Source organism: Pseudomonas sp. PNPG3 (genome assembly GCF_023093815.1).
GTDB lineage: Bacteria > Pseudomonadota > Gammaproteobacteria > Pseudomonadales > Pseudomonadaceae > Aquipseudomonas > Aquipseudomonas asiatica.
Genome location: NZ_JALLKV010000008.1, coordinates 115471 through 134462 on the forward strand (window position 1 = coordinate 115471; position 18992 = coordinate 134462).

Sequence of the window (18992 nt, forward strand, 5' to 3'; positions counted from 1 at the left end):
GAGCCCAGAGAGCCCAGAGAGCCCAGAGAGCCCAGAGAGCCCAGAGAGCCCAGAGAGCCCAGAGCCCAGAGCCCAGAGAATTGTCGGAGGAGCAATCTCTGCCGTCTAGTCCACTAAGCAAGAAAAGTGACGGCGCAACCTCAATGGAGAGCGAAATGTGTTATGCACGGAAACTCTGTCTTGCGGCCAAGTCCCAAGTCATGGACATGTTCCAGGAAGCCCGGCTTGGCAAGGCCGTCGACCCAAGCACGACGTTGCCGCTGGTCGGAGAAATCGCTGCCTCGGTGCTGCGCCAACCTCATGCCCTCATCAGCGTCGCACGCATCAAAACGCACGACGATTACACCTACCTGCACTCGGTTGCCGTCTGCGCCCTGATGCTATCGCTGGCCCGGCATCTCGATCTAGACGAGGAGCAAACGCGCCTGGCTGGCATCGGCGGACTGATGCACGACCTAGGCAAGGCCGCGATGCCGCTGGAAGTGCTTAACAAACCAGGCAAGCTCACCGATGCCGAGTTCGCCATCATGAAGCGCCACCCTGTGGAGGGCGCAAAGATGCTGCGCGCAGGCGGGGCCGAGCCCGGGGTGGTGGACATTGCCCTGCACCATCACGAGAAGATCGACGGAACCGGCTACCCGGATCGCTTGGCCGGTGACGCCATTTCACTCCTGGCCCGCATGGGCGCAATCTGCGACGTCTATGATGCCGTGACGTCGGAGCGAGCCTACAAAAAGCCGTGGGACCCGTCCGCGGCGATGCGGCAGATGGCCAAGTGGGAGGGCCATTTCGACAAACGCATCTTCCACGCCTTCGTCAAGGCCGTGGGCATCTACCCCGTCGGCTCCTTGGTTCGCCTGTCCTCTCAGCGTCTGGCCGTTGTCGTTGAGCCGGGAATGGAATCACTGCTGACTCCCAAGGTTCGCGTGTTCTTCTCGCTACGCTCGAGAGAGCCGATCCCGATGCAGACCATCGACCTGGCGGCCACGAGTTGCAAGGACAGTATCACTGGCCCCGAAGACCCGACGCTCTGGAACTTCAAGAACCTCGACGACTTGTGGATGGAATAGCCCCCACAAAACGACGGCCCCGTGAGGGAGCCGTTGAACATCGTCGAGCGATGCCCGTCCAGGGAGGGATGGCCGAGCTCGATTCTCCAGAAGGTAGCTGGTGACACGAGTGTTGAGCCCACCCAACTAGGGTGACGGAAATTTCTGGGGTTCCGGCTTACATCCCCACAAACGGCGAGGCCGCCTTGCGGCGGCCTCAGCGTGTGTCACACCCCGGCGCTAGCCGGCAACCAGGCGGTAGAAGAGCAGGGCACCGCCCAGACCTCCGGCCAGGCCGGCGATGCCGGCGCAGATCGCCGCCACCCACACCGTCCGACGCTGGGTCGCGGCCAACAGGCTTTTGGCTTGGCGGTCCAATTTTTCCAGGGCCTTGTCATGCCGTGCCTCGGTTTCCCGAATCGCGGCAGTCAGCTCCCGATGGGCCGTGACCAACTCGGCACGCGCATCCTCGACCGTGGAGGCCAGGCTTGCGCCGGCCTCCTGCATCGACTGGTGCACCTCGCGTGCCGCCGCAACCGCGCCTTGGAGATCGGACACAATCTCTCTGGAGTCGCCCAGGAACCACTCAATTAATACTTCTTCTCTCGGTTTCCTAGAATCCATTACTGGTACTCCGGTCGCTTAGGCCGTCAAGGCGGCGTAGCATTCGTCCAAGTTTTGACGAATAGGTTTTGCATAACTTGTCCAACGATAGAGACTTACATATTTGCTGCGCTGCGCCTCATCAGCTTCGGCCCGTGCCAGCGCCTTGTAATCGGTATCGTCACCGATCAACTGATCGAATGACATTTTGTTAGCAGCCAAATAACCATATACGTCGCTGTCAAACAGGAACGCGCCTGGCTTGATGGTGGCCTTCTTGGTCTTCTTTACATAGTTGTAGATCGACGGAATTTCGGCCTCGGGGTTATCTTGAATGCGGTTCGGCAGCAGAATAATGCGATCAGCCGAAACACCCATGGTCGCCAGCGCTTCTACAGTCTTCAAACTTTCTTGCCACGCTTTTTGCTCAGGCGTGACCGGAACAATGAATTGTTCGATCTCATCTATGAAGCCGTGGTAGCGCGAACCGGCTTCAAAGAACGACTCGATGTTCGACGCGCCAATGTCGATAATCGCCACGTCCTCAAGTACCAGTTCCTCGATCAAATCGCCTACTTCACGACCGCGCATGGTTTTGACCTCGGCAATGCCCAGGTCCAAAGCAGACTGGTTGATCGACTCGATGGCGAAGAATACCGAACTTGGCATGCGAGGGTAGAGCAGGTGCGCTGCGATAGTGGTTTTGCCGATGCTGCCGCTGTAGTTCAAGATGGCTCGTTTCATACGCTATTTCCTTTTGCCCGTATATTTATCATCAAGATCCGAGAAGTCCATGGAGTGGACTTTCTCAAAATCGCTACTGGTGACGATGCGACCCTTTAAGGGCGCCTCGGGTGGCGTGGGTTCATCTTTCTGGATTGCGCAATCCACTTCCTTTCCCTGGCCATCGCTCCCCGGTCGGGGTAGTGGTGGAGTGGTCGCCGCTGGTGTTCCAGCTCGCTCCTGCCTGGCGGCCCTCGCTCGCATCAGCGCCTTGCAAAATCCGTTAAACCCGATGGTCATCCCGTGCTCATTTTTGAGCGTTTCCCATACATCCTCCCGTGAGGCTCCGGCTGTCAGTGCGGCCTCGATCTCGCCGAGCATGTTCCGCACCAGGGCCGAATCGCTCCGTGGTTTTATTCGCGATAGTGGCATCGCTGATCCCTCGTTATCGACCTCGGGCACTTTTGTCCCCTGTTTGTCTCTGATCCGTACTCTAACCGTCCCTTTTGGGTCTGGCAAGTCCCTTTTCTGTCTCTTCGTTGTCTTCACTCCGTCTCTCGGTTGTCTCTAAAGCGTACTCAGTGGCACCCCTGGGCCGCGAAAAGCCCCTCACGCTGCGCGTGAGGGATCAGGAGGACGCTTTTTTGCGGCCTCCGAGGGGTGCAGACGGCTATTTTCTCCCTTAAAAGCAGAGCGGTATTTTCCCTTAACGAGCTATACACCATACGCAACGCTTCGCGTAGCTAAGTCGTTGAAAAATAAAGCATTTTCAACGACTTGCTAAAAAGCGTAATACCTGCGTAAGACAAAACTAGGCGCAAGCCCTGATTTTGCTGTATTTTGTGTCTTACATGCGTAATACAAGGAGTCCATCCGTGCCCACAGTGAGCTTTCGATGCACCGAAACACAGAAAATCGAGCTGGAAGAACGGTCGCAAGGCGACATTTCGGAGTATGTTCGCCGGCAGCTTTTCCGGCAGATGGAGCAGGAGGACACGCTAGATATGATCCTCCAGCGCCTCGATCAACGGCCTGGCGGCGACGGCCAACCCAGTGCAGGAATCGACCGTCAGTCGATGGCCATCTTGATCGAGCTGCTGTTGCTGCTGCGCACGGCGTCCAAGCCGGACGCCAAGAGGGAGGCCCAGGCTGAGGTCGAGCGTCTGGGCTTCGACGTATGGGATTCATCAAAGAGGGATAGCTGATGAACGAGCGCCAACGATCTCAAACCTGCCTTGCCGTCATGGTTCTGGTACCCCTGTTCGCTTGGTTCTTTACCGCCAAGCTGATGTATGGAATTGAAAAACAAGGCGCCCGCGATAGGGTGTTTTACCTGGCGAAAAATACGTTCACCTTGTGGCCGCTTACGGTCGCGTTAGTTTGTGGATTGATACTTGCGATTGCGTTGTGCGTGCTTATCGTGAAGTTGAGCAAAACCACTTTTGCCGGCGCCCACTTTGACAAGTATTTTCGCGGTAGCCAACTTGTTTCCCAGCGTGAACTCAAGCGGCTTACCAAGGAAAAAGAGGAACAAATAACCATTGCCGGCGTGCCTGTTCCTATTGCTGCCGAGGCTACACACTTCTCAGTTGGAGGCGCAACGGGTACAGGCAAGAGTACGATCTTCCGTGAAATGATGTACGGCTGCATGCAGCGGAAAGATCGTATGGTGATCCTCGATCCCGATGGAGAGTTCCTATCTACCTTCTATCGCAAGGGCGATAAGATCCTGAATCCCTATGATGCCAGGACAGAGGGCTGGAACTTCTATAACGAAATCCGCAGTCACTACGATTTCGAGCGATATGCAAAATCCATTATTCAGGTATCAGACAGTAACGACTCCGAAGAGTGGAACCAGTATGGCCGACTGTTGTTCGCGGAAGTGGCCAAAAAGCTGTACAACACCACGCGCAATCCTGGCATGAGGAATGTGTTTAGATGGACTAACGAGTGCAGTTCGGAAGCGCTACAAGGATTTGTAAAAGGCACTCGCGCCGTCTCTCTGTTCACTGAAAACGAACGCGCTACCGGCAGCGTCCGTTTTGTCCTCAGTAATAAACTGCCTGCACATTTTGACATGCCGCCAGGCAACTTTTCGTTGCGTCAGTGGTGCGAAGATCCTAACGGCGGCAACTTGTTTATCACTTGGGACGAGAACATGCGCGAAGCGCTGCGCCCGTTGATTAGTTGCTGGGTTGATACCATTTTCACCAGCATCCTTGGGATGAAATCCAACCCCAAGCGCCGGATCTGGACCTACCTCGACGAGCTGGAGTCGCTGCAACGGCTGCCCACCCTGGGCGACATGTTGACTCGGGGCCGGAAGAAGGGCGGTTGTGTGGTATCGGGCTACCAGTCCTACACCCAGCTCGAATCCGTGTATGGCGAGAAACTGGCGGAAACCATGCTGGCCAACCACCGGACGATGGTCGCCCTGGCCGTTGGCCGCATGGGTACGGCAACCGCCGAGCGCATGTCCAAAGCCTTGAGCGAACATGAAGTGTTGCGTACCAAGGAAGGCCGCAGTTCGCGCTGGGGTGACTGGGGCACTCGCAGCGAGAACGAGGATGTGAAACCCGAACGCATCGTTATGTCGTCGGAAATCATGGCCTTGAACAACCTCGAAGGCTTCCTTTCGTTCCCCGGCAGCATCCCGATTGCACGGGTGGCCATCGAGCCGATCAACTTCACCCGCACGAACCCGGTACCGGGCATCGTCCCAAACCTTGAGATCATCTAAATGCTCGATATCACGACCATTTCTCGGCAATCACTGGGCAAAGTCGTGTCGTACTACGCAGATGGTGCGGATGACTACTACGCAAAAGACGGCGGCGCCATGCAATGGCAAGGTGCCGGCGCCGAGGCATTGGGCCTATCCGGGGAGGTGGAGCAGGCCCGATTCCGCGAGCTATTGGATGGCCGAATTAGCGACAGCACGAAGCTCATGCGAACCGTCAAAGAGGCGGACGGCAAAGTGGTCAGCAAGGAACGACTGGGGTACGACCTCACATTCTCCGCGCCCAAGGGCGTGTCGCTCCAGGCCTTGGTCCACGGTGACGCCAGTATCATCGAAGCCCACGATAAAGCCGTGGCGGCTGCAATCCGCGAAGCTGAACGGCTATCCCAGGCACGTATAACGGTCAACAAGAAGACCGGCACCGAGAACACCAACAACTTGGTGGTGGCCAAGTTTCGACACGAAACGTCACGCGCCCTGGACCCGGACCTGCATACCCATGCGTTCGTGCTGAACATGACCCAACGGAGCGACGGCGAATGGCGGGCATTGAAAAATGACGGCGTGTTCAATTCGTCCATGTTCTTGGGCAACGTCTACAAGGCGGAACTGGCCCGCGAGCTGGAAAAGGCCGGCTTCCAGTTGCGCTACGAGCGCAACGGCACATTCGACCTGGCGCATTTCTCTGACGAGCAGATCCGCGAATTCAGTTCGCGCAGCCAGCAGATCGAGGCAGCGCTAGCTGCGAAAGGCCTGGACCGCAGCACAGCGTCTTATGCCGAAAAGAACCAGGCCGCGCTGGCCACCCGCGACAAAAAGCAGGGTGGCATCGACCGCGAGGAACTGCGCCAGGTTTGGCTTGAGCGGTCGAGGGCCTTGGGTATCGACTACCACAGCCGCGAATGGGCCGGTGTCGGCGCCGATGCCCAGGGCGGCAGGGAGCGAAACAGCGCGGCCACTCCGCAGATCGAGAAACCCCTGGAGTACCGTGCTGACCAGGTGATCGAATTCGCGATCAAGAGTCTGACCGAACGCCAGGCCGTGATCGAACAGAAGGAGCTGATGGATACCGCGCTGCGCCACGGGTACGGCGCCCTCACTATTGACGACGTGCGCGCCGGCATCGAGCGGCGCGCCGCATCTGGCCACCTGATCCGCGAAGAACCACTGTATTCCTCACAGAACCCAGGCGATGAAAAGAAGGGGAAGGCTGCCGAGAAGGCCCGCCAGGAGGCGCCACAGCTCAGCCGCAAAGAATGGGTGGCAAACCTTGTCCGCGCAGGCAAATCGCGCTCAGAGGCCGCCAGGCTCGTTGATGAGGGTATCCGCACCGGTAGGCTGCGCCAGGGTGAAAACCGCTTCACCACGCACATTGCGCAGAAGCGCGAGCGCGAGGTGCTGCAAATCGAGCGAATGGGGCGCGGTACGGTTGAACCGCGAATCTCCAAGGAAGCCGCCGAAGCCTTCCTTGCCGATCGGGGCTTGAACAAGGAACAGCAGGCCTCGGTGATGCGGATTGCCCGCACACAAAACCAGTTTATCGGCGTCCAGGGCTTTGCCGGCGTCGGCAAAAGCTACATGACTGTAGCGGCCAAGGACCTGCTGGAAGCGAACGGATACCGTGTCACCAGCCTGGCGCCCTATGGTAGCCAGGTGAAAGCGCTCCAGGCCGAGGGCCTGGAGGCACGCACTCTGCAATCGTTCCTCAAGGCCCGCGATAAGAAGATCGACAGCAATACCGTCGTGATTATCGACGAGGCCGGCGTAATTCCTGCGCGGCAGATGCACGAGGCCATGAAAACCATTGAGGCAGCCGGCGCTCGCGTCGTCTTCCTGGGCGACGTGGCACAAACCAAAGCCATTGAGGCGGGCAAACCCTTCGAGCAGCTGATGAAGGCCGGCATGGAAACGTCCCGGCTAACCGACATTCAGCGGCAGAAAGACCCGCAGTTGCTGGAGGCGGTGAAGCTGGCCGCCGAGGGCAAATCCAAGCAATCGCTGCCGCTGGTGAACGAGATACGCGAAATCGCGGACAACGGGGCACGCTACCAGGCGATTGTCGACGCCTATGCCTCTATGCCCAAGGCCGAGCGCGACCAAGCCCTGATTATCACCGGCACCAACGCCAGTCGGATCGAGATCAACGAAGGCGTGCGCGAGGCGCTAGGCCTGAAAGGGCAGGGCGCGGAGTATCCATTGCTCAATCGCCTGGACACGACCCAGGCCGAGCGCCGGCACAGCAAATACTACGGTAAGGGCAGCATTGTCGTACCCGAGGTGGATTATAAGAATGGGCTGCAACGGGGCGTGCAGTACGTGGTACTCGACACCGGTCCCGGCAACAAACTCACGGTGCGCGGGCCGGAAGGCGAGACACTGCAATTCACCCCGGCTCGGTGCACAAAGCTGTCAGTCTACAGCGTCGAGCGAACGGAGCTGGCCCCTGGCGATCAGGTGAAAATCACCCGAAATGACGCCGAGAAGGACTTGGCCAACGGCGACCGATTTGTGGTGAAGGAGATCCACAGCGACCGCGTGGTGCTCGAAGGAGACAAAGCCCGCCAGGTCGAGCTGGACACAGCATCGGCTATGTTCGTCGGCCTGGCCTATGCCTCAACCGTTCACAGCGCCCAGGGCCTCACCTGCGACAAGGTGCTCATCAATCTTGAAACCCAATCGCGCACAACCGCCAAGGACGTGTACTACGTGGCGATCAGCCGTGCCCGTCATGCAGCGGAAATCTTCACCGACAACCGGCAGAAGCTTGGGGATGCGATCAGCCGCTTGAACGCCAAGGCCGGCGCCCTGGATATCAAGCAGCTCCAGCGGCATGCGCTCGAGCGCAAAGGCCACGACCAGGCCGGCAAACAGAAGGACGCCGCGCAGAAGCAACAGCAAGGCCAGCAGTTGCCGGCCAAACAGCCCAAAGAAAAGGGCAGGGCATTCGGCCTGTAATCAGCAAAAGGAGCTTCGGCCCCTTTGCTCTGCGCGTTAAAGACCCTTGGCCATGCGCATTTGAGCGATCCGCTCATGGGACACACCTGCGAGCTTGGCCAACACGCTATTTGGCACCACGCCGAACAGGTGCACATACCGATCAGCACGCGACACGCGCTTGTACGGTGCGATGCCCAGGAACTCCCGGCGCGCCTCTACGACCGCATAGGCCACACCTACGGTGCGGCTCAATTTGGCGGCAGACATGGTGCCCAGGAGCGATTCGTAACCGAGTCCGGGGCCGTGGTAGTCCTCGACAGGCGCCGACCTGGCCAGGTCGGGGGAGGGCGCCACAGCATCCAGGCCGAACGCCTCGCGCAGCGCCTGCACGACTTCTACGGCCACACCCGATGCCTGGGCTATGTCTTCATCGGGCACCAGGCCCAGCGCGCTCTTGTACGGCCTCACGGGATGATCGAGCGGCAAGCGCTGAATACGGCGTGTGACCTTGGAACGGGGTGCAATGCCCTGGGACTCGCGGTAAGCCTGGATACTCTTCACCGACACCCCGCTTTTCGCAGAGACAGACCTGTCCGACTCCAGGCCCAGCAGATGCTGGAAAGGGGCAAGGGCTACTGCGACCGAGTAGACTTCGATCCCGAACTGAACACGTCGGCGCCGTATGCTGCCCTCGGTAGTTCCGACCACCCTGGCCAGGTCCCGGTCGGAAAGCTTGCCCAGCTTCCAGTCGTACCAGCGGGCCACACCAATAACCGTCCAGTTCGTTTGCTTCAAAATTTCCCCTCGTAACACAACATCTTGTGTCGCTGGCCAGCTGATCGAGCACACGATATAGCGACAAACAAAAGCCCCGCAAATGCGGGGCTTCGTTGTTAGCTGTAGAGCGCTATTTTCGGCGCTGCAACCCAAGGCGCTCGCGCAGACGGAGAGGCGAGGCTGGGGTGGAGAAGATCATCACACCGAACCCTACTACAAGGAAAGCGCAGTAAATCAGGGTCAGCGTCCGACCACCCTCCTTGGCCAGCACCTCGACAGCCACCTCTTTCACCTGCCAAGCCTCGCACGTGGCCACAGGCTCCGGCATGGCCCCACGCGACCGGCTTTCATCAGCGCAGCGCTTGACCAGCAGATGGCCAGGCGCTTCGGCTTTTCCTAATTGCTGGGCCTCGTATTGCATATCCATCAGCCATTTACCGGCCCCAGTAAATGACCAATCCGAGGCGAGGCCCAGCAACAGGATCTTTTCTGAGTGTTGGTGTTCACAATAGCGTCACGAACGATCATTAAAGTGCCGTCTATGACGACTTCAAGCACTTTTCAAACTATCGTGTTCGATCTGGACGGCACCCTTCTGGACACATGGCCCAGCCTGCTGGACGCAGCCATGGCGGTATCGCCTTTGCACGCCGGGCTGCTGGATCCCCGGGCGCTGCGGCTCATGCTCAGCGAGGGGATTGCACCGATGTTCGCGCTGGCCGCCAGGCAAATGAATCTTGCCCCGGATGCCGCCACAGGGGCCATGGCGAACCATTACGCCGACTGCACGCTTCTGGCGGCACGCCCCTACCCGTATGCCGGCGAATCGCTCCAGGAGCTGGCGCAGGCCGGGTACACACTTGCAATCTGCACCAACCGCGACCGCGCCTCGACGCTGGAGCTGCTTGTCCATTTCGGCTGGCAGCACTTGTTCTCGCACATCCAGTGCATCGACGACGGAGCGCCTGCCAAACCCGACCCCCGGCCGCTGCTGGACACCCTGGCCCGACTCGACACCCATCCCCAACAAGCATTGTTCATCGGCGACTCCCACGTCGATGCCCGGTGCGCCGCCGGCGCCAACGTCAGATTCGCGGCCCATCTCGGGGGATATCACGCTCATCGCGACGACCTCCTTCCCGCGGTCTTCAGCTTTGAGCATCCCGGCGCACTGCCCCGGTGGCTGGCGTGCCAGTCTCTCTCTACCCCTTTATTGGAGCCCCAGAATGGCTGACATTGTGCTCGACCAGATCAGCAAACGCTACGGAGAAACCACCGTGCTTGACCGGCTCTCGCTGACCATACGGGACGGCGAGTTCCTGACCTTGCTCGGGGCGTCTGGCTGCGGAAAGTCCACTCTTCTGAAACTGCTGGCCGGCCTCGAATCGCCGGACGCCGGAACCCTGCGCGCGGGCGGCGCCGATTTGCTGAGCCAGTCGCCAGGCGAGCGCGATTGCGCCATGGTATTTCAGTCGTATGCCCTCTATCCGCACATGACAGTCGGGGACAATATCTGCACGCCTTTGTACATGCGGGCGCTGAACTTCGTCCAGCGCATGCCCGGATCCCGCTGGCTCAGCCCCGACGCACGGCGCCGCATCCGGGAAGCACAGGAGCAAGGCCGCCAGGTGGCGGCAACGCTCGGCATCGACCATCTCTGGACAAGAAAACCCGCGCAATTGTCGGGCGGACAGCGGCAGCGCGTTGCTCTTGCGCGCGCCATGGTCAGGCGCCCGTCGCTGTTTCTTTTCGACGAGCCCTTGTCCAACCTTGATGCCAGCCTGCGCCAGTCGCTGCGCAGCGAAATCCGGCAGTTGCACGACGAGCTAGGCGTCACGTTCGTGTATGTCACCCACGACCAGCACGAAGCCATGTCCATGTCGGACCGGGTGGCGGTGATGAAAGCGGGCCGCATTCTGCAGCTGGGCACCCCCCAGGAAATCTACCGCTCGCCGCAGCATGCCGATGTGGCTGCATTCGTGGGCGCGCCCCGGATCAACTTCATGGCCGTAACGCACAACAGCACGAACACGCCATGCCTGCAGGGCCAGATACTGGAGGGTCGGTTCCCCGCGCAGGCGGCACGCATGGCATTCCGGCCGCACGCGGCGGTACTGGCGCCTGCCCACGACGCATTGAGTGTGACGGGCCGCGTAACGCTGGTGGAGTTCACAGGCGTCGAATGCATGGTCACGCTGGAAACGCCGGCCGGCGAAAGCCTGGTAGTAATACTGGAACCCGATGCCCCCGTGCATACCGGAACCACGCTGCAGGTGTACGTGCCCGATGATGCCTGGCACGTGTTCGACGCGCAGGGCAATGCCATTTCAGCCGGCCCTCGCGGCCTTGCGCTGGCCGCGTAGGAGAAGCGGCATGCGCATCAAATCACTGCAGCTCGCCCTGCTGCTCGGGCCAAGCCTGCTCCTGACACTGCTGTTGCTCATCGTGCCGCTTGGTATTGTGTCTGTGCTGTCGTTGACGGACTGGCAATTCGGCGCCGAAGCAATGAACTGGGTGGGGCTGGATAACTACACCGAACTCTGGAACGACGACACTTTCCGCAAGAGCTTCAGCAATACTGCGCTTTACCTTTTGCTGGTTTCTTCAGGCTCCATCATTATCGGCCTGGGCGCGGCCTTGCTCATCGAGTCGCACGACAGCTGGCGCGGCTTCTACCGCACGGCCTTCTTCATGCCAGTTGCCTCCACCCTGATCGCGATGGCGGTCGTGTGGCAATTTCTCATGCATCCGACCGTTGGATTCCTGAACCACATGCTGTCGTGGTTCGGGATAGCGCCGCGCAACTGGCTGCTGGACTACAGCCTGGCATTGCCTTCGCTTGCGGCAATCGGAATCTGGCAGATGTCCGGGCTGGCCATGGTCATGTTTCTTGCCGGCCTCAAGAACATCCCCACCGAAATGCGTCATGCGAGCCTGCTGGATGGCATGAGCCATCCCGTCGACCGCTTCTTCCGGCTCACACTGCCCATGCTGGGACCGACCCTGCTGTTCGTCGTCACGATCTGCGGGATCCGGTCGCTGCAGGTATTCGACACCGTGCACGCGCTCACCCAGGGCGGCCCCAACAAGGCCACCGAGGTTCTGCTGCACACCATCTATGCCGAAGGGTTCGGCTTCTTCCGGATGGGGTACGCCTCAGCAATGGTCGTGATCTTCGTTGCGTGCGTCGTTGTCCTCACACTCGTGCAACAGGCCGGCATGGAAAAAAGGACGCACTACTGATGAAAAACCCTATGCAAGCCTCTCTACCCTGGCGCGCACTGCGCCACGGCATCCTCCTGGCCGGAGCAGCCATCTACCTGCTGCCCTTTATGTGGATGCTATCGACCTCACTGAAACCGGCGGAGGAAATATTCCGGGATGGATTCCATCTGCTGCCTCAGCAGTGGGCCGCCGTCGAGAACTACTCGCGGGCGCTCACTCAGGTGCCGCTCCTGCGCTACCTGCTCAACGGCGTGATCGTATGCGGCGCCATCCTGCTGCTGCAGATTATCGTGTCACTGCCGGCTGCCTACTGCTTCGCCAAGCTGCAGTTCCGTGGCAAGCGCCTGGCCTGGGGGCTGGTGCTGCTGTCCCTCATGATTCCATTCCAGGCTACGTCAATCCCGCTCTACATCATGCTCTACCACGCGGGCCTGCTCGATACCACGGCAGCACTGGTTATTCCCTTCATCGCGTCCGCCTTCGGCATCTTCCTCATGCGCCAGTTCTTCATGGGGGTGCCCGACGACCTGATCAACGCAGCGCGGCTCGACGGAATGGGCGAGTTCGAACTGGTATGGCGGATCCTCATGCCCGCCGCAATGCCTGCACTGACGGCCTTTGCCATCTTCTCGGTGGTCTGGCACTGGAACGACTACTTCTGGCCGCTGCTGGTCATCAACACCAATGACCTGGCCACTCCGCCCCTGGGCACGATGTTCTTCAAGAACGAAGAAGCCGGAACCGATTTCGGGCCACTCATGGCCGGCACGGTAATCATCACCCTCCCGTTGCTGGCATTTTTTCTTATCGCGCAAAAGCGCTTCATAGAAGGAGTCACCCTCTCGGGTGTCAAAGGTTAAAAGGAACAAAGATGCAAACCAAATATCTGCTCGGCACATTGGCCGGCCTGTCTATCGCCTGCAATGCGGCCCTGGCGGCCAAGGTCGAACTGGTCGTCGACTACCCCTACCCCGACGTGTTCAACAGCGTTCACCAGGATATCGCCAAGCGTTTCACCGAGAAGTTCCCCGACTACACGGTCAAGTTCCGCGCCCCGACCACCGAATACGAATCCGCCGCCCAGCAGGCGCTGCGCCACGCTGTTACCAGGCAACTGGCCGACGTGTCCTACCAGGGCCTGAACCGTCAGCGCGTATTCGTGGACCGCGGCATTGCCGTTGACCTGACGCCTTTCATCAACGCCGAGAAGAACTGGGCGGACAGCGGATACAGCGAAGCGTTGCTGTCGCTCGGGCGCGTAAACGGCAAGCAGGTTGGCATCGGCTTCTCGCTGTCGACACCCATTGTCTACTACAACATGGACCTTCTGGCCGCCACCGGCACCACCCCGGCGACGCTGCCCAAGACCTGGGACGAAATCATCGCTGTAGCGGATAAGGCGCGCGCTGCGAATCCGGGCATCAACGGCTTGCACTATGACTGGGAGATCACCGGAAACTGGCTGTGGCAGGCCATGGTGTTTTCCAAGGCAGGCACCATGCTGAACGGCGACGAAACCCAGGTTGCTTTCAACGATGCTACCGGCCGTGAATCCATCGCGCAGATGGGCCGCATGGTCGAGAACGGCACCATGCAGAACCTGCGCTTCAAGGACGCTGTTCAGCTTTTCGTAACCGGCAAGCTGGCCGTGCTGTCTTCGTCCACCTCGCGCCTGTCGACGCTTGAAAAGCAGATCGGCGGCAAATTCAACATGGTCACCGGCTATTTCCCCGTCTACAACGAAAACGGCCGGGTTCCCGCGGGCGGCAACGTGGCAATGATGTTCACCAAAGACCCCGAGCGCCAGAAGGCGGCGTGGGAATACATCAAGTTCGCTACCGGCCCCGAAGGCGCCACCATCATGACGAAGTCCACCGGCTACTTCCCGGCCAACACACTGCCTATCGATGACCCCGCAAAGCTCAAGGGCTACTATGCCGAGAACCCCAACCAGTACACCGCGGTGAAACAGCAACCCTGGCTTACCGGCTGGTACGCCTTCCCCGGCGAAAACGGCTTGAAGATCACCGATGTGATCAACGACCACCTGCAGACCGTATTCGACAAATCGTCAAAGCCCCAGGCAGCCCTGGATGCCATGACGCAAGACGTGCAGAAACTGCTCAAGTAAGGAAGGCACATGAAATTCATTCACCTGACAGATACCCATCTGGTTGCCGATGCGGGCGATCTGTATGGCACCAATCCGAAGCAGCGACTGCAACAGGCTGTGGCCCACATCCTGGCCAACCAGCATGATGCCGACGCTGTCGTCATCACCGGCGACCTGACCCACTACGGCCACGCCGAAGCCTACGAGCACCTGCTTGAATGCCTGGAGCCCTTGCACATGCCCGTATTTCCCATACTGGGCAACCACGACAGCCGCCAGATTTTTACGGAGTACTTCACCACGGTGCCAGTCGATGACAATGGCTTCGTGCAGTATGCCTGCGACTTCGGGGACTACCTGGCACTGTTTCTCGATACCAACGAGCCGGACGTATCCTGGGGCGTCTACTGCGAGACCCGCGCCGCATGGCTGCGCGGACGCCTGAGCGAGTCCGACAAACCGGTGCTGCTGTTCATGCACCACCCCTACTTCCCGATCGGCATTCGCAGCATGGACGCCATATCCCTGCGCGACACCACGGCCTTCCTGTCGGCCATCTCGGGTTTCGAACACCGGATCCGCCAGATCTTCTTCGGCCATATTCACCGGCCGATCTGCGGCTCATTCCGGGGCGTCGGCTTCTCCACATTGCATGGCACGAACCATCAAGTTGCACTGGAACTGGACGGCGACGAAAGCAACATCATCGGCTGCCACGAACAGCCCCAATACGGCGTCGTGCTCCTCAGCCCCGAGCAGGTGCTGATACACGCGGAAGACTTCCTGGACACCAGCCGGCGCTACCCCTTGCACGAAGCCTACAACCCATCTGCCCAGATGGCCTGACCTCCTCAACCCTCCCTGCCCGGCCCGGGTTTCGCGTGCCGCGACACGCCCCCCCCGGTGCGGGCAGCACCCCATCCTCTCCCCCGCAGGGTCAGGCCGCTGATACGCCACTGCAATGTGAACGAGGCAGCCACCCGCCCACGCTGTCGCGTGATAGACAGACACTTTCCGATCAAAGCACCCCTGCCAAAACGAACAGCGGTTATTCACACCGGTATCAGCCAAAAAGGTCGGATTGAGAAATTCGTCGAGAATAGAGAACGCATCTCCACGCTCAAGCGACTGCATTTTCTACTTGTTCTATGAGCTTGATATAGCGAACATTCAAAGTCGCCACTTCATCGTAGTGCAGAACAAAGTAGTCCCCCTGAATGGGATAAAAACGAGTTCTGGGCTCGTGCTTTCTCCGCCGAGAAGATACAGGCCTACTGCCCGTCTCGATTCTATGAACGGCGTGCGCATAGCCCGACAACCTCAGATCATCATCTTTGAGCAGACGTCTCGACGCGTTACTGATGACAAGCCTATCGAGCTGCCCGCTTGCGTCTGTATAGTAGTGTTCCAGGATACCTTGATAAATCCCCATCCCCGCTCACGCGGGGAACACTCTTCGCACGATGAAACACTACGGCGACATCCGGGCATCGTAATCGGTGCCACTCTCCAGAACAGGCTCTTCACTGAAATCCAGCCCGCCCTCGACCTCGACACCTCGCTCTTTCATGTCGCGGATCATCCACTCGAAGGCCACGGTGAAATGCGGGATGTCGTAGCCCGGATCAGCCGCCTTGATCTTCTGGGACAGCGTGGCGATCTCGACCTTGATTGCATCATCGGTATCGTCCAGTTCCCACGCATCGGAATTCCCTTCCAGCGCAGTCAGGTGCCGTGCCTGACTGAAAGGCTCCCCTCCGACCTTCACAGCCGCATTCAGCCGCTTGTAAAGATGGCCGTCGCCCTTGCCTTGCTCCAGATGGGGAGCCCGCAGAATTCGGAAAAAATCGTACGCTAAGGTTTTCCGGGCAGCCTTAGCGGCCGAAACTTCCCGTCCTCCAGCCTGCGGCTCTGCCGCCAGACATAATCGCCGGTCAGGTTGATGTGCTCCCACCCCAGCGGCGACAGGTACTGCAGCAGCTCGCCATCCACCGACTTCCCCGCTTCGCCCATCGCCTGGGTGGCGCGTTCCAAGTACACCGTGTTCCACAGCACGATGGCGGCCGTCACCAGGTTGAGACCGCTGGCCCGGTAGCGCTGCTGCTCGAAGCTCCGATCCCTGATTTCGCCGAGGCGGTTGAAGAACACCGCCCTGGCCAGGGAGTTGCGCGCCTCGCCCTTGTTCAGTCCGGCATGCACGCGGCGACGTAGCTCTACGCTTTGCAGCCAGTCGAGGATGAACAGTGTGCGCTCAATCCGGCCCAGTTCGCGCAAGGCCACGGCCAGACCGTTCTGGCGCGGGTAGCTGCCGAGCTTGCGCAGCATCAGCGAGGCAGTGACGGTGCCCTGCTTGATCGAGCTGGCCAGGCGCAGGATGTCGTCCCAGTGGGCGCGGACATGCTTGATGTTCAGGGTGCCGCCAACCATTGGGCGCAATGTCGGGTAGTCCTGGACGCTATTCGGAACATACAGCTTGGTTTCGCCGAGGTCGCGGATGCGCGGTGCGAAGCGGAAGCCCAGCAGGTGCATCAGGGCGAAGACGTGATCGGTGAAGCCAGCCGTGTCGGTGTAGTGCTCCTCAATCCGTAGGTCGGACTCGTGGTACAGCAAGCCGTCGAGCACATAGGTGGAATCGCGCACGCCGACATTCACCACGCGGGTGCTGAACGGTGCGTACTGGTCGGAGATATGGGTGTAGAACAGCCGCCCCGGCTCGCTGCCGTACTTCGGGTTGACGTGCCCGGTGCTTTCGCCCCGACCGCCCGCCCGGAAGCGCTGGCCATCGGAAGAAGAGGTCGTGCCGTCGCCCCAGTGAGCGGCGAAGGTATGACGGTACTGGTGGTTGACCAGCTCGGCTAGGGCCGCCGAGTAGGTTTCGTCTCGGATGTGCCAGGCTTGCAGCCAGGACAGCTTGGCGTAGGTCAGGCCGGGGCTCGACTCGGCCATCTTGGTCAGCCCGAGGTTGATCGCATCGCCCAGGATCGCTGCCAGCAGCAATGTCCGGTCTTTGGCCTCGGCACCGTCCTTCAGGTGGGTGAAGTGGCGGCTGAAGCCCGTCCAGTCGTCCACGTCCATCAGCAGTTCGGTGATCTTGATGCGCGGCAGCAACTGGCTGGTCTGGTCGATCAGCGCCTGCGCGGTATTGGGCACCGCGGAATCCAGTGGGGTGATCTTCAGCCCCGACTCGGTGAGGATGGCATCGGGCAGCTCGTTGTCCTTGGCCAGGCGGGTGACGGTGGCCAGCTGCTCGTCCAGCAGCTGCAAGCGCTCTTCCAGGTACTGGTTCCTGTTCGGGTTGATCGCCAGGGGCAGAGCCTGCGCATGCTTGAGCGCGGCGAACCTCTCTGCCGGCAGCAGGTAGTCGTCGAAGTCGCGGAACTGCCGCGAGCCCTTGACCCAGATGTCGCCGGAGCGCAGCGCGTTCTTCAGCTCTGACAGGGCGCAGATTTCGTAGAAGCGCCGGTCGAGGCCTTCCGGGGTTATCACTAGCGGCCTCCAGCGCTGCTTGATGAAGGCGGTGGGCGCATCGGCCGGCACCTTGCGCAGGTTGTCGGCGTTCATCTCGCGCAGGGTCTGCACGGCCGCCAGCACGCCTTGCGCAGCCGGGGCGGCGCGCAGTTCCAGCACCTCCAACAAGGCTGGCGTATAGCGGCGCAGGGTGGCGAAGTTCTCTCCAACCAGGTGCAGATGGTCGAAGCCCTCCGGCCGGGCCAGCAGCTCGGCCTCGCTGACGCTCTCGGTGAACTCGTCCCAGGGAATCACCGCCTCGATGGCGGCGTAGGGATCGCTGCCGCTTTCCTTGGCCTCCAGCAGGGCCTGGCCGATCTTGGAGTACAGGCGCACCTTGTCGTTGATCGCCTTGCCTTGCTTCTGGAACTGCTGCTGATGCTTGTGCTTCGCGCCGCTGAACAGCTTGACCAGGATGCGGTCGTGCAGATCGACCAGCTCATCAATCACGGTCGCCGTACTCTCCAGCACCACGGCGGCCAGGGTCGCGTAGCGCCGCTGCGGCTCGAACTTACAGAGGTCTTTGGGCGTCATCTGCCCACCCTCGCGGGCCAGCTTGAGCAGGCGGTTCTGGTGGATGTGCCGGCCCAGAGCTTCGGGCAAATCCACCAGCTGAAATGTCTTCAGCCGCTCGATGTGTTCGAGCATGTGCCGGGAGTTCGGTTTTAGTGGGGCCTGCCGCAACCAGGTCAACCAGGTGATGCTGCTGCCGGCCTTGAGCTTCAACAGCTCGTCCAGTTTGGCCCGATGCGAGTCCGTGAGTGGTTCGACCAGGGCGCGGTAGACCCGGCGATTGGCCCGCGCAATGGCTTCCGAGCAGGCCCGGTCAATCACGCTCAGCGCCGGCAGGATGCGCCGCTTCTGCCGCAGACTCTCCAGCGCCTGGCCGGCCAGCAGCAAACCCTTGTCGGTCTGCTGGGCCAACTCGGTCAGCTCGCGCACCAGGGCGCGGAAGTCGGACAGGCCGAACGGGGCCAGTTGTAGGTAGGTGCGCAGTTCCTGGGCGTGCTCGCGGCGAGTCACGTCGCGTTCGCCGTATTTCGCCCAACTCGTTGGGTCGGCCTGAACTTGCTTGGCCACCCACTGGATGACCGGCTCGGGCAACTCGCTGTCGCTGCCCAGCGCATAGCCTGGATATCGCAGCAGGCTGAGCTGCACCGCGAAGCCCAGGCGGTTGGCGTCGCCGCGCCGCTGGCGGATCAGCGACAGGTCGGAGTCGTTGAAGGTGTAGTAGCGGATCAGGTCATCCTGGCTTTCCGGCAACGCGAGCAGGGTATCCCGCTCCGTAGCCGAGAGGATCAAGCGACGCGGCATG

The 18992-nt window shown here is 60.3% G+C and carries 17 protein-coding genes; 10 read left to right on the forward strand and 7 right to left on the reverse strand.

Annotation, left to right across the window (positions count from 1 at the left end; translation table 11 throughout):
* The coding region (locus MJ643_RS31455; protein ID WP_282103245.1) for an HD-GYP domain-containing protein at positions 1–1070 on the forward strand (1070 nt) is incomplete at its 5' end.
* A 219-nt stretch (positions 1071–1289) separates the two neighbouring features.
* Here MJ643_RS31455 and stbC read toward each other — a convergent pair.
* The 3 genes from stbC to MJ643_RS08410 are packed head-to-tail and all read right to left on the reverse strand — an operon-like array spanning position 1290 to position 2756.
* The gene (stbC, locus tag MJ643_RS08400; protein ID WP_204371207.1) at positions 1290–1673 is read right to left on the reverse strand and encodes a plasmid stabilization protein StbC; all 384 of its coding nucleotides are present in this window, start codon (positions 1671–1673) and stop codon (positions 1290–1292) included.
* 18 nt (positions 1674–1691) lie between these two features.
* A complete protein-coding gene (stbB, locus tag MJ643_RS08405; protein WP_049289571.1) occupies positions 1692–2396 on the reverse strand; it encodes a StbB family protein in 705 nt (234 codons plus the stop codon).
* A gap of 3 nt (positions 2397–2399) precedes the next feature.
* Positions 2400–2756: a hypothetical protein gene (locus MJ643_RS08410; protein ID WP_208835879.1), complete on the reverse strand. Its 357-nt coding sequence runs from the start codon at positions 2754–2756 to the stop codon at positions 2400–2402.
* Positions 2757–3250: 494 nt separating this feature from the next.
* Between MJ643_RS08410 and MJ643_RS08415 the strand changes: the two genes are divergently transcribed.
* From MJ643_RS08415 to mobF, 3 genes are read left to right on the forward strand one after another with little or no spacing between them, the layout of a single operon-like run.
* Positions 3251–3580 (forward strand): hypothetical protein, encoded by a 330-nt coding sequence (locus tag MJ643_RS08415; protein ID WP_247726720.1) that lies wholly within the window; start codon positions 3251–3253, stop codon positions 3578–3580.
* On the forward strand, positions 3580–5118 hold the full coding sequence (locus tag MJ643_RS08420; RefSeq protein WP_247726721.1) for a type IV secretion system DNA-binding domain-containing protein: 1539 nt from the start codon (positions 3580–3582) through the stop codon (positions 5116–5118). Before MJ643_RS08415 ends, MJ643_RS08420 begins: the two co-directional genes overlap by 1 nt.
* On the forward strand, positions 5119–8073 hold the full coding sequence (gene mobF / locus MJ643_RS08425) for a MobF family relaxase (protein ID WP_247726722.1): 2955 nt from the start codon (positions 5119–5121) through the stop codon (positions 8071–8073).
* A gap of 36 nt (positions 8074–8109) precedes the next feature.
* On the opposite strand, the gene MJ643_RS08430 is transcribed toward mobF, so the two are convergent.
* On the reverse strand, positions 8110–8850 hold the full coding sequence (locus MJ643_RS08430; RefSeq protein ID WP_247726723.1) for a hypothetical protein: 741 nt from the start codon (positions 8848–8850) through the stop codon (positions 8110–8112).
* 112 nt (positions 8851–8962) lie between these two features.
* Positions 8963–9310, reverse strand: a complete 348-nt coding sequence (locus MJ643_RS08435) for a hypothetical protein (protein WP_247726724.1) — start codon at positions 9308–9310, stop codon at positions 8963–8965.
* A 63-nt stretch (positions 9311–9373) separates the two neighbouring features.
* Between MJ643_RS08435 and MJ643_RS08440 the strand changes: the two genes are divergently transcribed.
* The 6 genes from MJ643_RS08440 to MJ643_RS08465 are packed head-to-tail and all read left to right on the forward strand — an operon-like array spanning position 9374 to position 15016.
* The gene (locus MJ643_RS08440) at positions 9374–10066 is read left to right on the forward strand and encodes an HAD-IA family hydrolase (RefSeq protein WP_247726725.1); all 693 of its coding nucleotides are present in this window, start codon (positions 9374–9376) and stop codon (positions 10064–10066) included.
* Complete coding sequence (locus MJ643_RS08445; RefSeq protein WP_247726726.1) at positions 10059–11195, forward strand: ABC transporter ATP-binding protein; 1137 nt, start codon at positions 10059–10061, stop codon at positions 11193–11195. Before MJ643_RS08440 ends, MJ643_RS08445 begins: the two co-directional genes overlap by 8 nt.
* Positions 11196–11205: 10 nt before the next feature.
* Positions 11206–12075 carry a sugar ABC transporter permease gene (locus MJ643_RS08450; RefSeq protein ID WP_247726727.1) on the forward strand — a complete coding sequence of 290 codons (870 nt, stop codon included), beginning with the start codon at positions 11206–11208 and terminating at the stop codon, positions 12073–12075.
* Entirely contained in the window at positions 12075–12917 is an 843-nt protein-coding gene (locus MJ643_RS08455; protein ID WP_247726728.1) for a carbohydrate ABC transporter permease, read from the forward strand. Before MJ643_RS08450 ends, MJ643_RS08455 begins: the two co-directional genes overlap by 1 nt.
* A gap of 11 nt (positions 12918–12928) precedes the next feature.
* Positions 12929–14188 (forward strand): extracellular solute-binding protein, encoded by a 1260-nt coding sequence (locus MJ643_RS08460; RefSeq protein WP_247726729.1) that lies wholly within the window; start codon positions 12929–12931, stop codon positions 14186–14188.
* A 9-nt stretch (positions 14189–14197) separates the two neighbouring features.
* On the forward strand, positions 14198–15016 hold the full coding sequence (locus tag MJ643_RS08465; protein WP_247726730.1) for a phosphodiesterase: 819 nt from the start codon (positions 14198–14200) through the stop codon (positions 15014–15016).
* A 625-nt stretch (positions 15017–15641) separates the two neighbouring features.
* Here MJ643_RS08465 and MJ643_RS08470 read toward each other — a convergent pair.
* Both MJ643_RS08470 and MJ643_RS08475 read right to left on the reverse strand, forming a co-directional pair.
* The gene (locus MJ643_RS08470; protein ID WP_247726731.1) at positions 15642–15938 is read right to left on the reverse strand and encodes a hypothetical protein; all 297 of its coding nucleotides are present in this window, start codon (positions 15936–15938) and stop codon (positions 15642–15644) included.
* Between the two features lie 86 nt (positions 15939–16024).
* Positions 16025–18991 carry a Tn3 family transposase gene (locus MJ643_RS08475; protein WP_019486346.1) on the reverse strand — a complete coding sequence of 989 codons (2967 nt, stop codon included), beginning with the start codon at positions 18989–18991 and terminating at the stop codon, positions 16025–16027.
* Position 18992 lies beyond the last annotated feature (1 nt).

Coding starts and splice junctions, on each gene's coding strand:
- stbC (WP_204371207.1), bottom strand. CDS start 1,673: ATGGATTCTAGGAAACCGAGAGAAGAAGTATTAATTGAGTGGTTCCTG.
- stbB (WP_049289571.1), bottom strand. CDS start 2,396: ATGAAACGAGCCATCTTGAACTACAGCGGCAGCATCGGCAAAACCACT.
- MJ643_RS08410 (WP_208835879.1), bottom strand. CDS start 2,756: ATGCTCGGCGAGATCGAGGCCGCACTGACAGCCGGAGCCTCACGGGAG.
- MJ643_RS08420 (WP_247726721.1), top strand. CDS start 3,580: ATGAACGAGCGCCAACGATCTCAAACCTGCCTTGCCGTCATGGTTCTG.
- mobF (WP_247726722.1), top strand. CDS start 5,119: ATGCTCGATATCACGACCATTTCTCGGCAATCACTGGGCAAAGTCGTG.
- MJ643_RS08440 (WP_247726725.1), top strand. CDS start 9,374: ATGACGACTTCAAGCACTTTTCAAACTATCGTGTTCGATCTGGACGGC.
- MJ643_RS08445 (WP_247726726.1), top strand. CDS start 10,059: ATGGCTGACATTGTGCTCGACCAGATCAGCAAACGCTACGGAGAAACC.
- MJ643_RS08450 (WP_247726727.1), top strand. CDS start 11,206: ATGCGCATCAAATCACTGCAGCTCGCCCTGCTGCTCGGGCCAAGCCTG.
- MJ643_RS08455 (WP_247726728.1), top strand. CDS start 12,075: ATGAAAAACCCTATGCAAGCCTCTCTACCCTGGCGCGCACTGCGCCAC.
- MJ643_RS08460 (WP_247726729.1), top strand. CDS start 12,929: ATGCAAACCAAATATCTGCTCGGCACATTGGCCGGCCTGTCTATCGCC.
- MJ643_RS08465 (WP_247726730.1), top strand. CDS start 14,198: ATGAAATTCATTCACCTGACAGATACCCATCTGGTTGCCGATGCGGGC.
- MJ643_RS08475 (WP_019486346.1), bottom strand. CDS start 18,991: ATGCCGCGTCGCTTGATCCTCTCGGCTACGGAGCGGGATACCCTGCTC.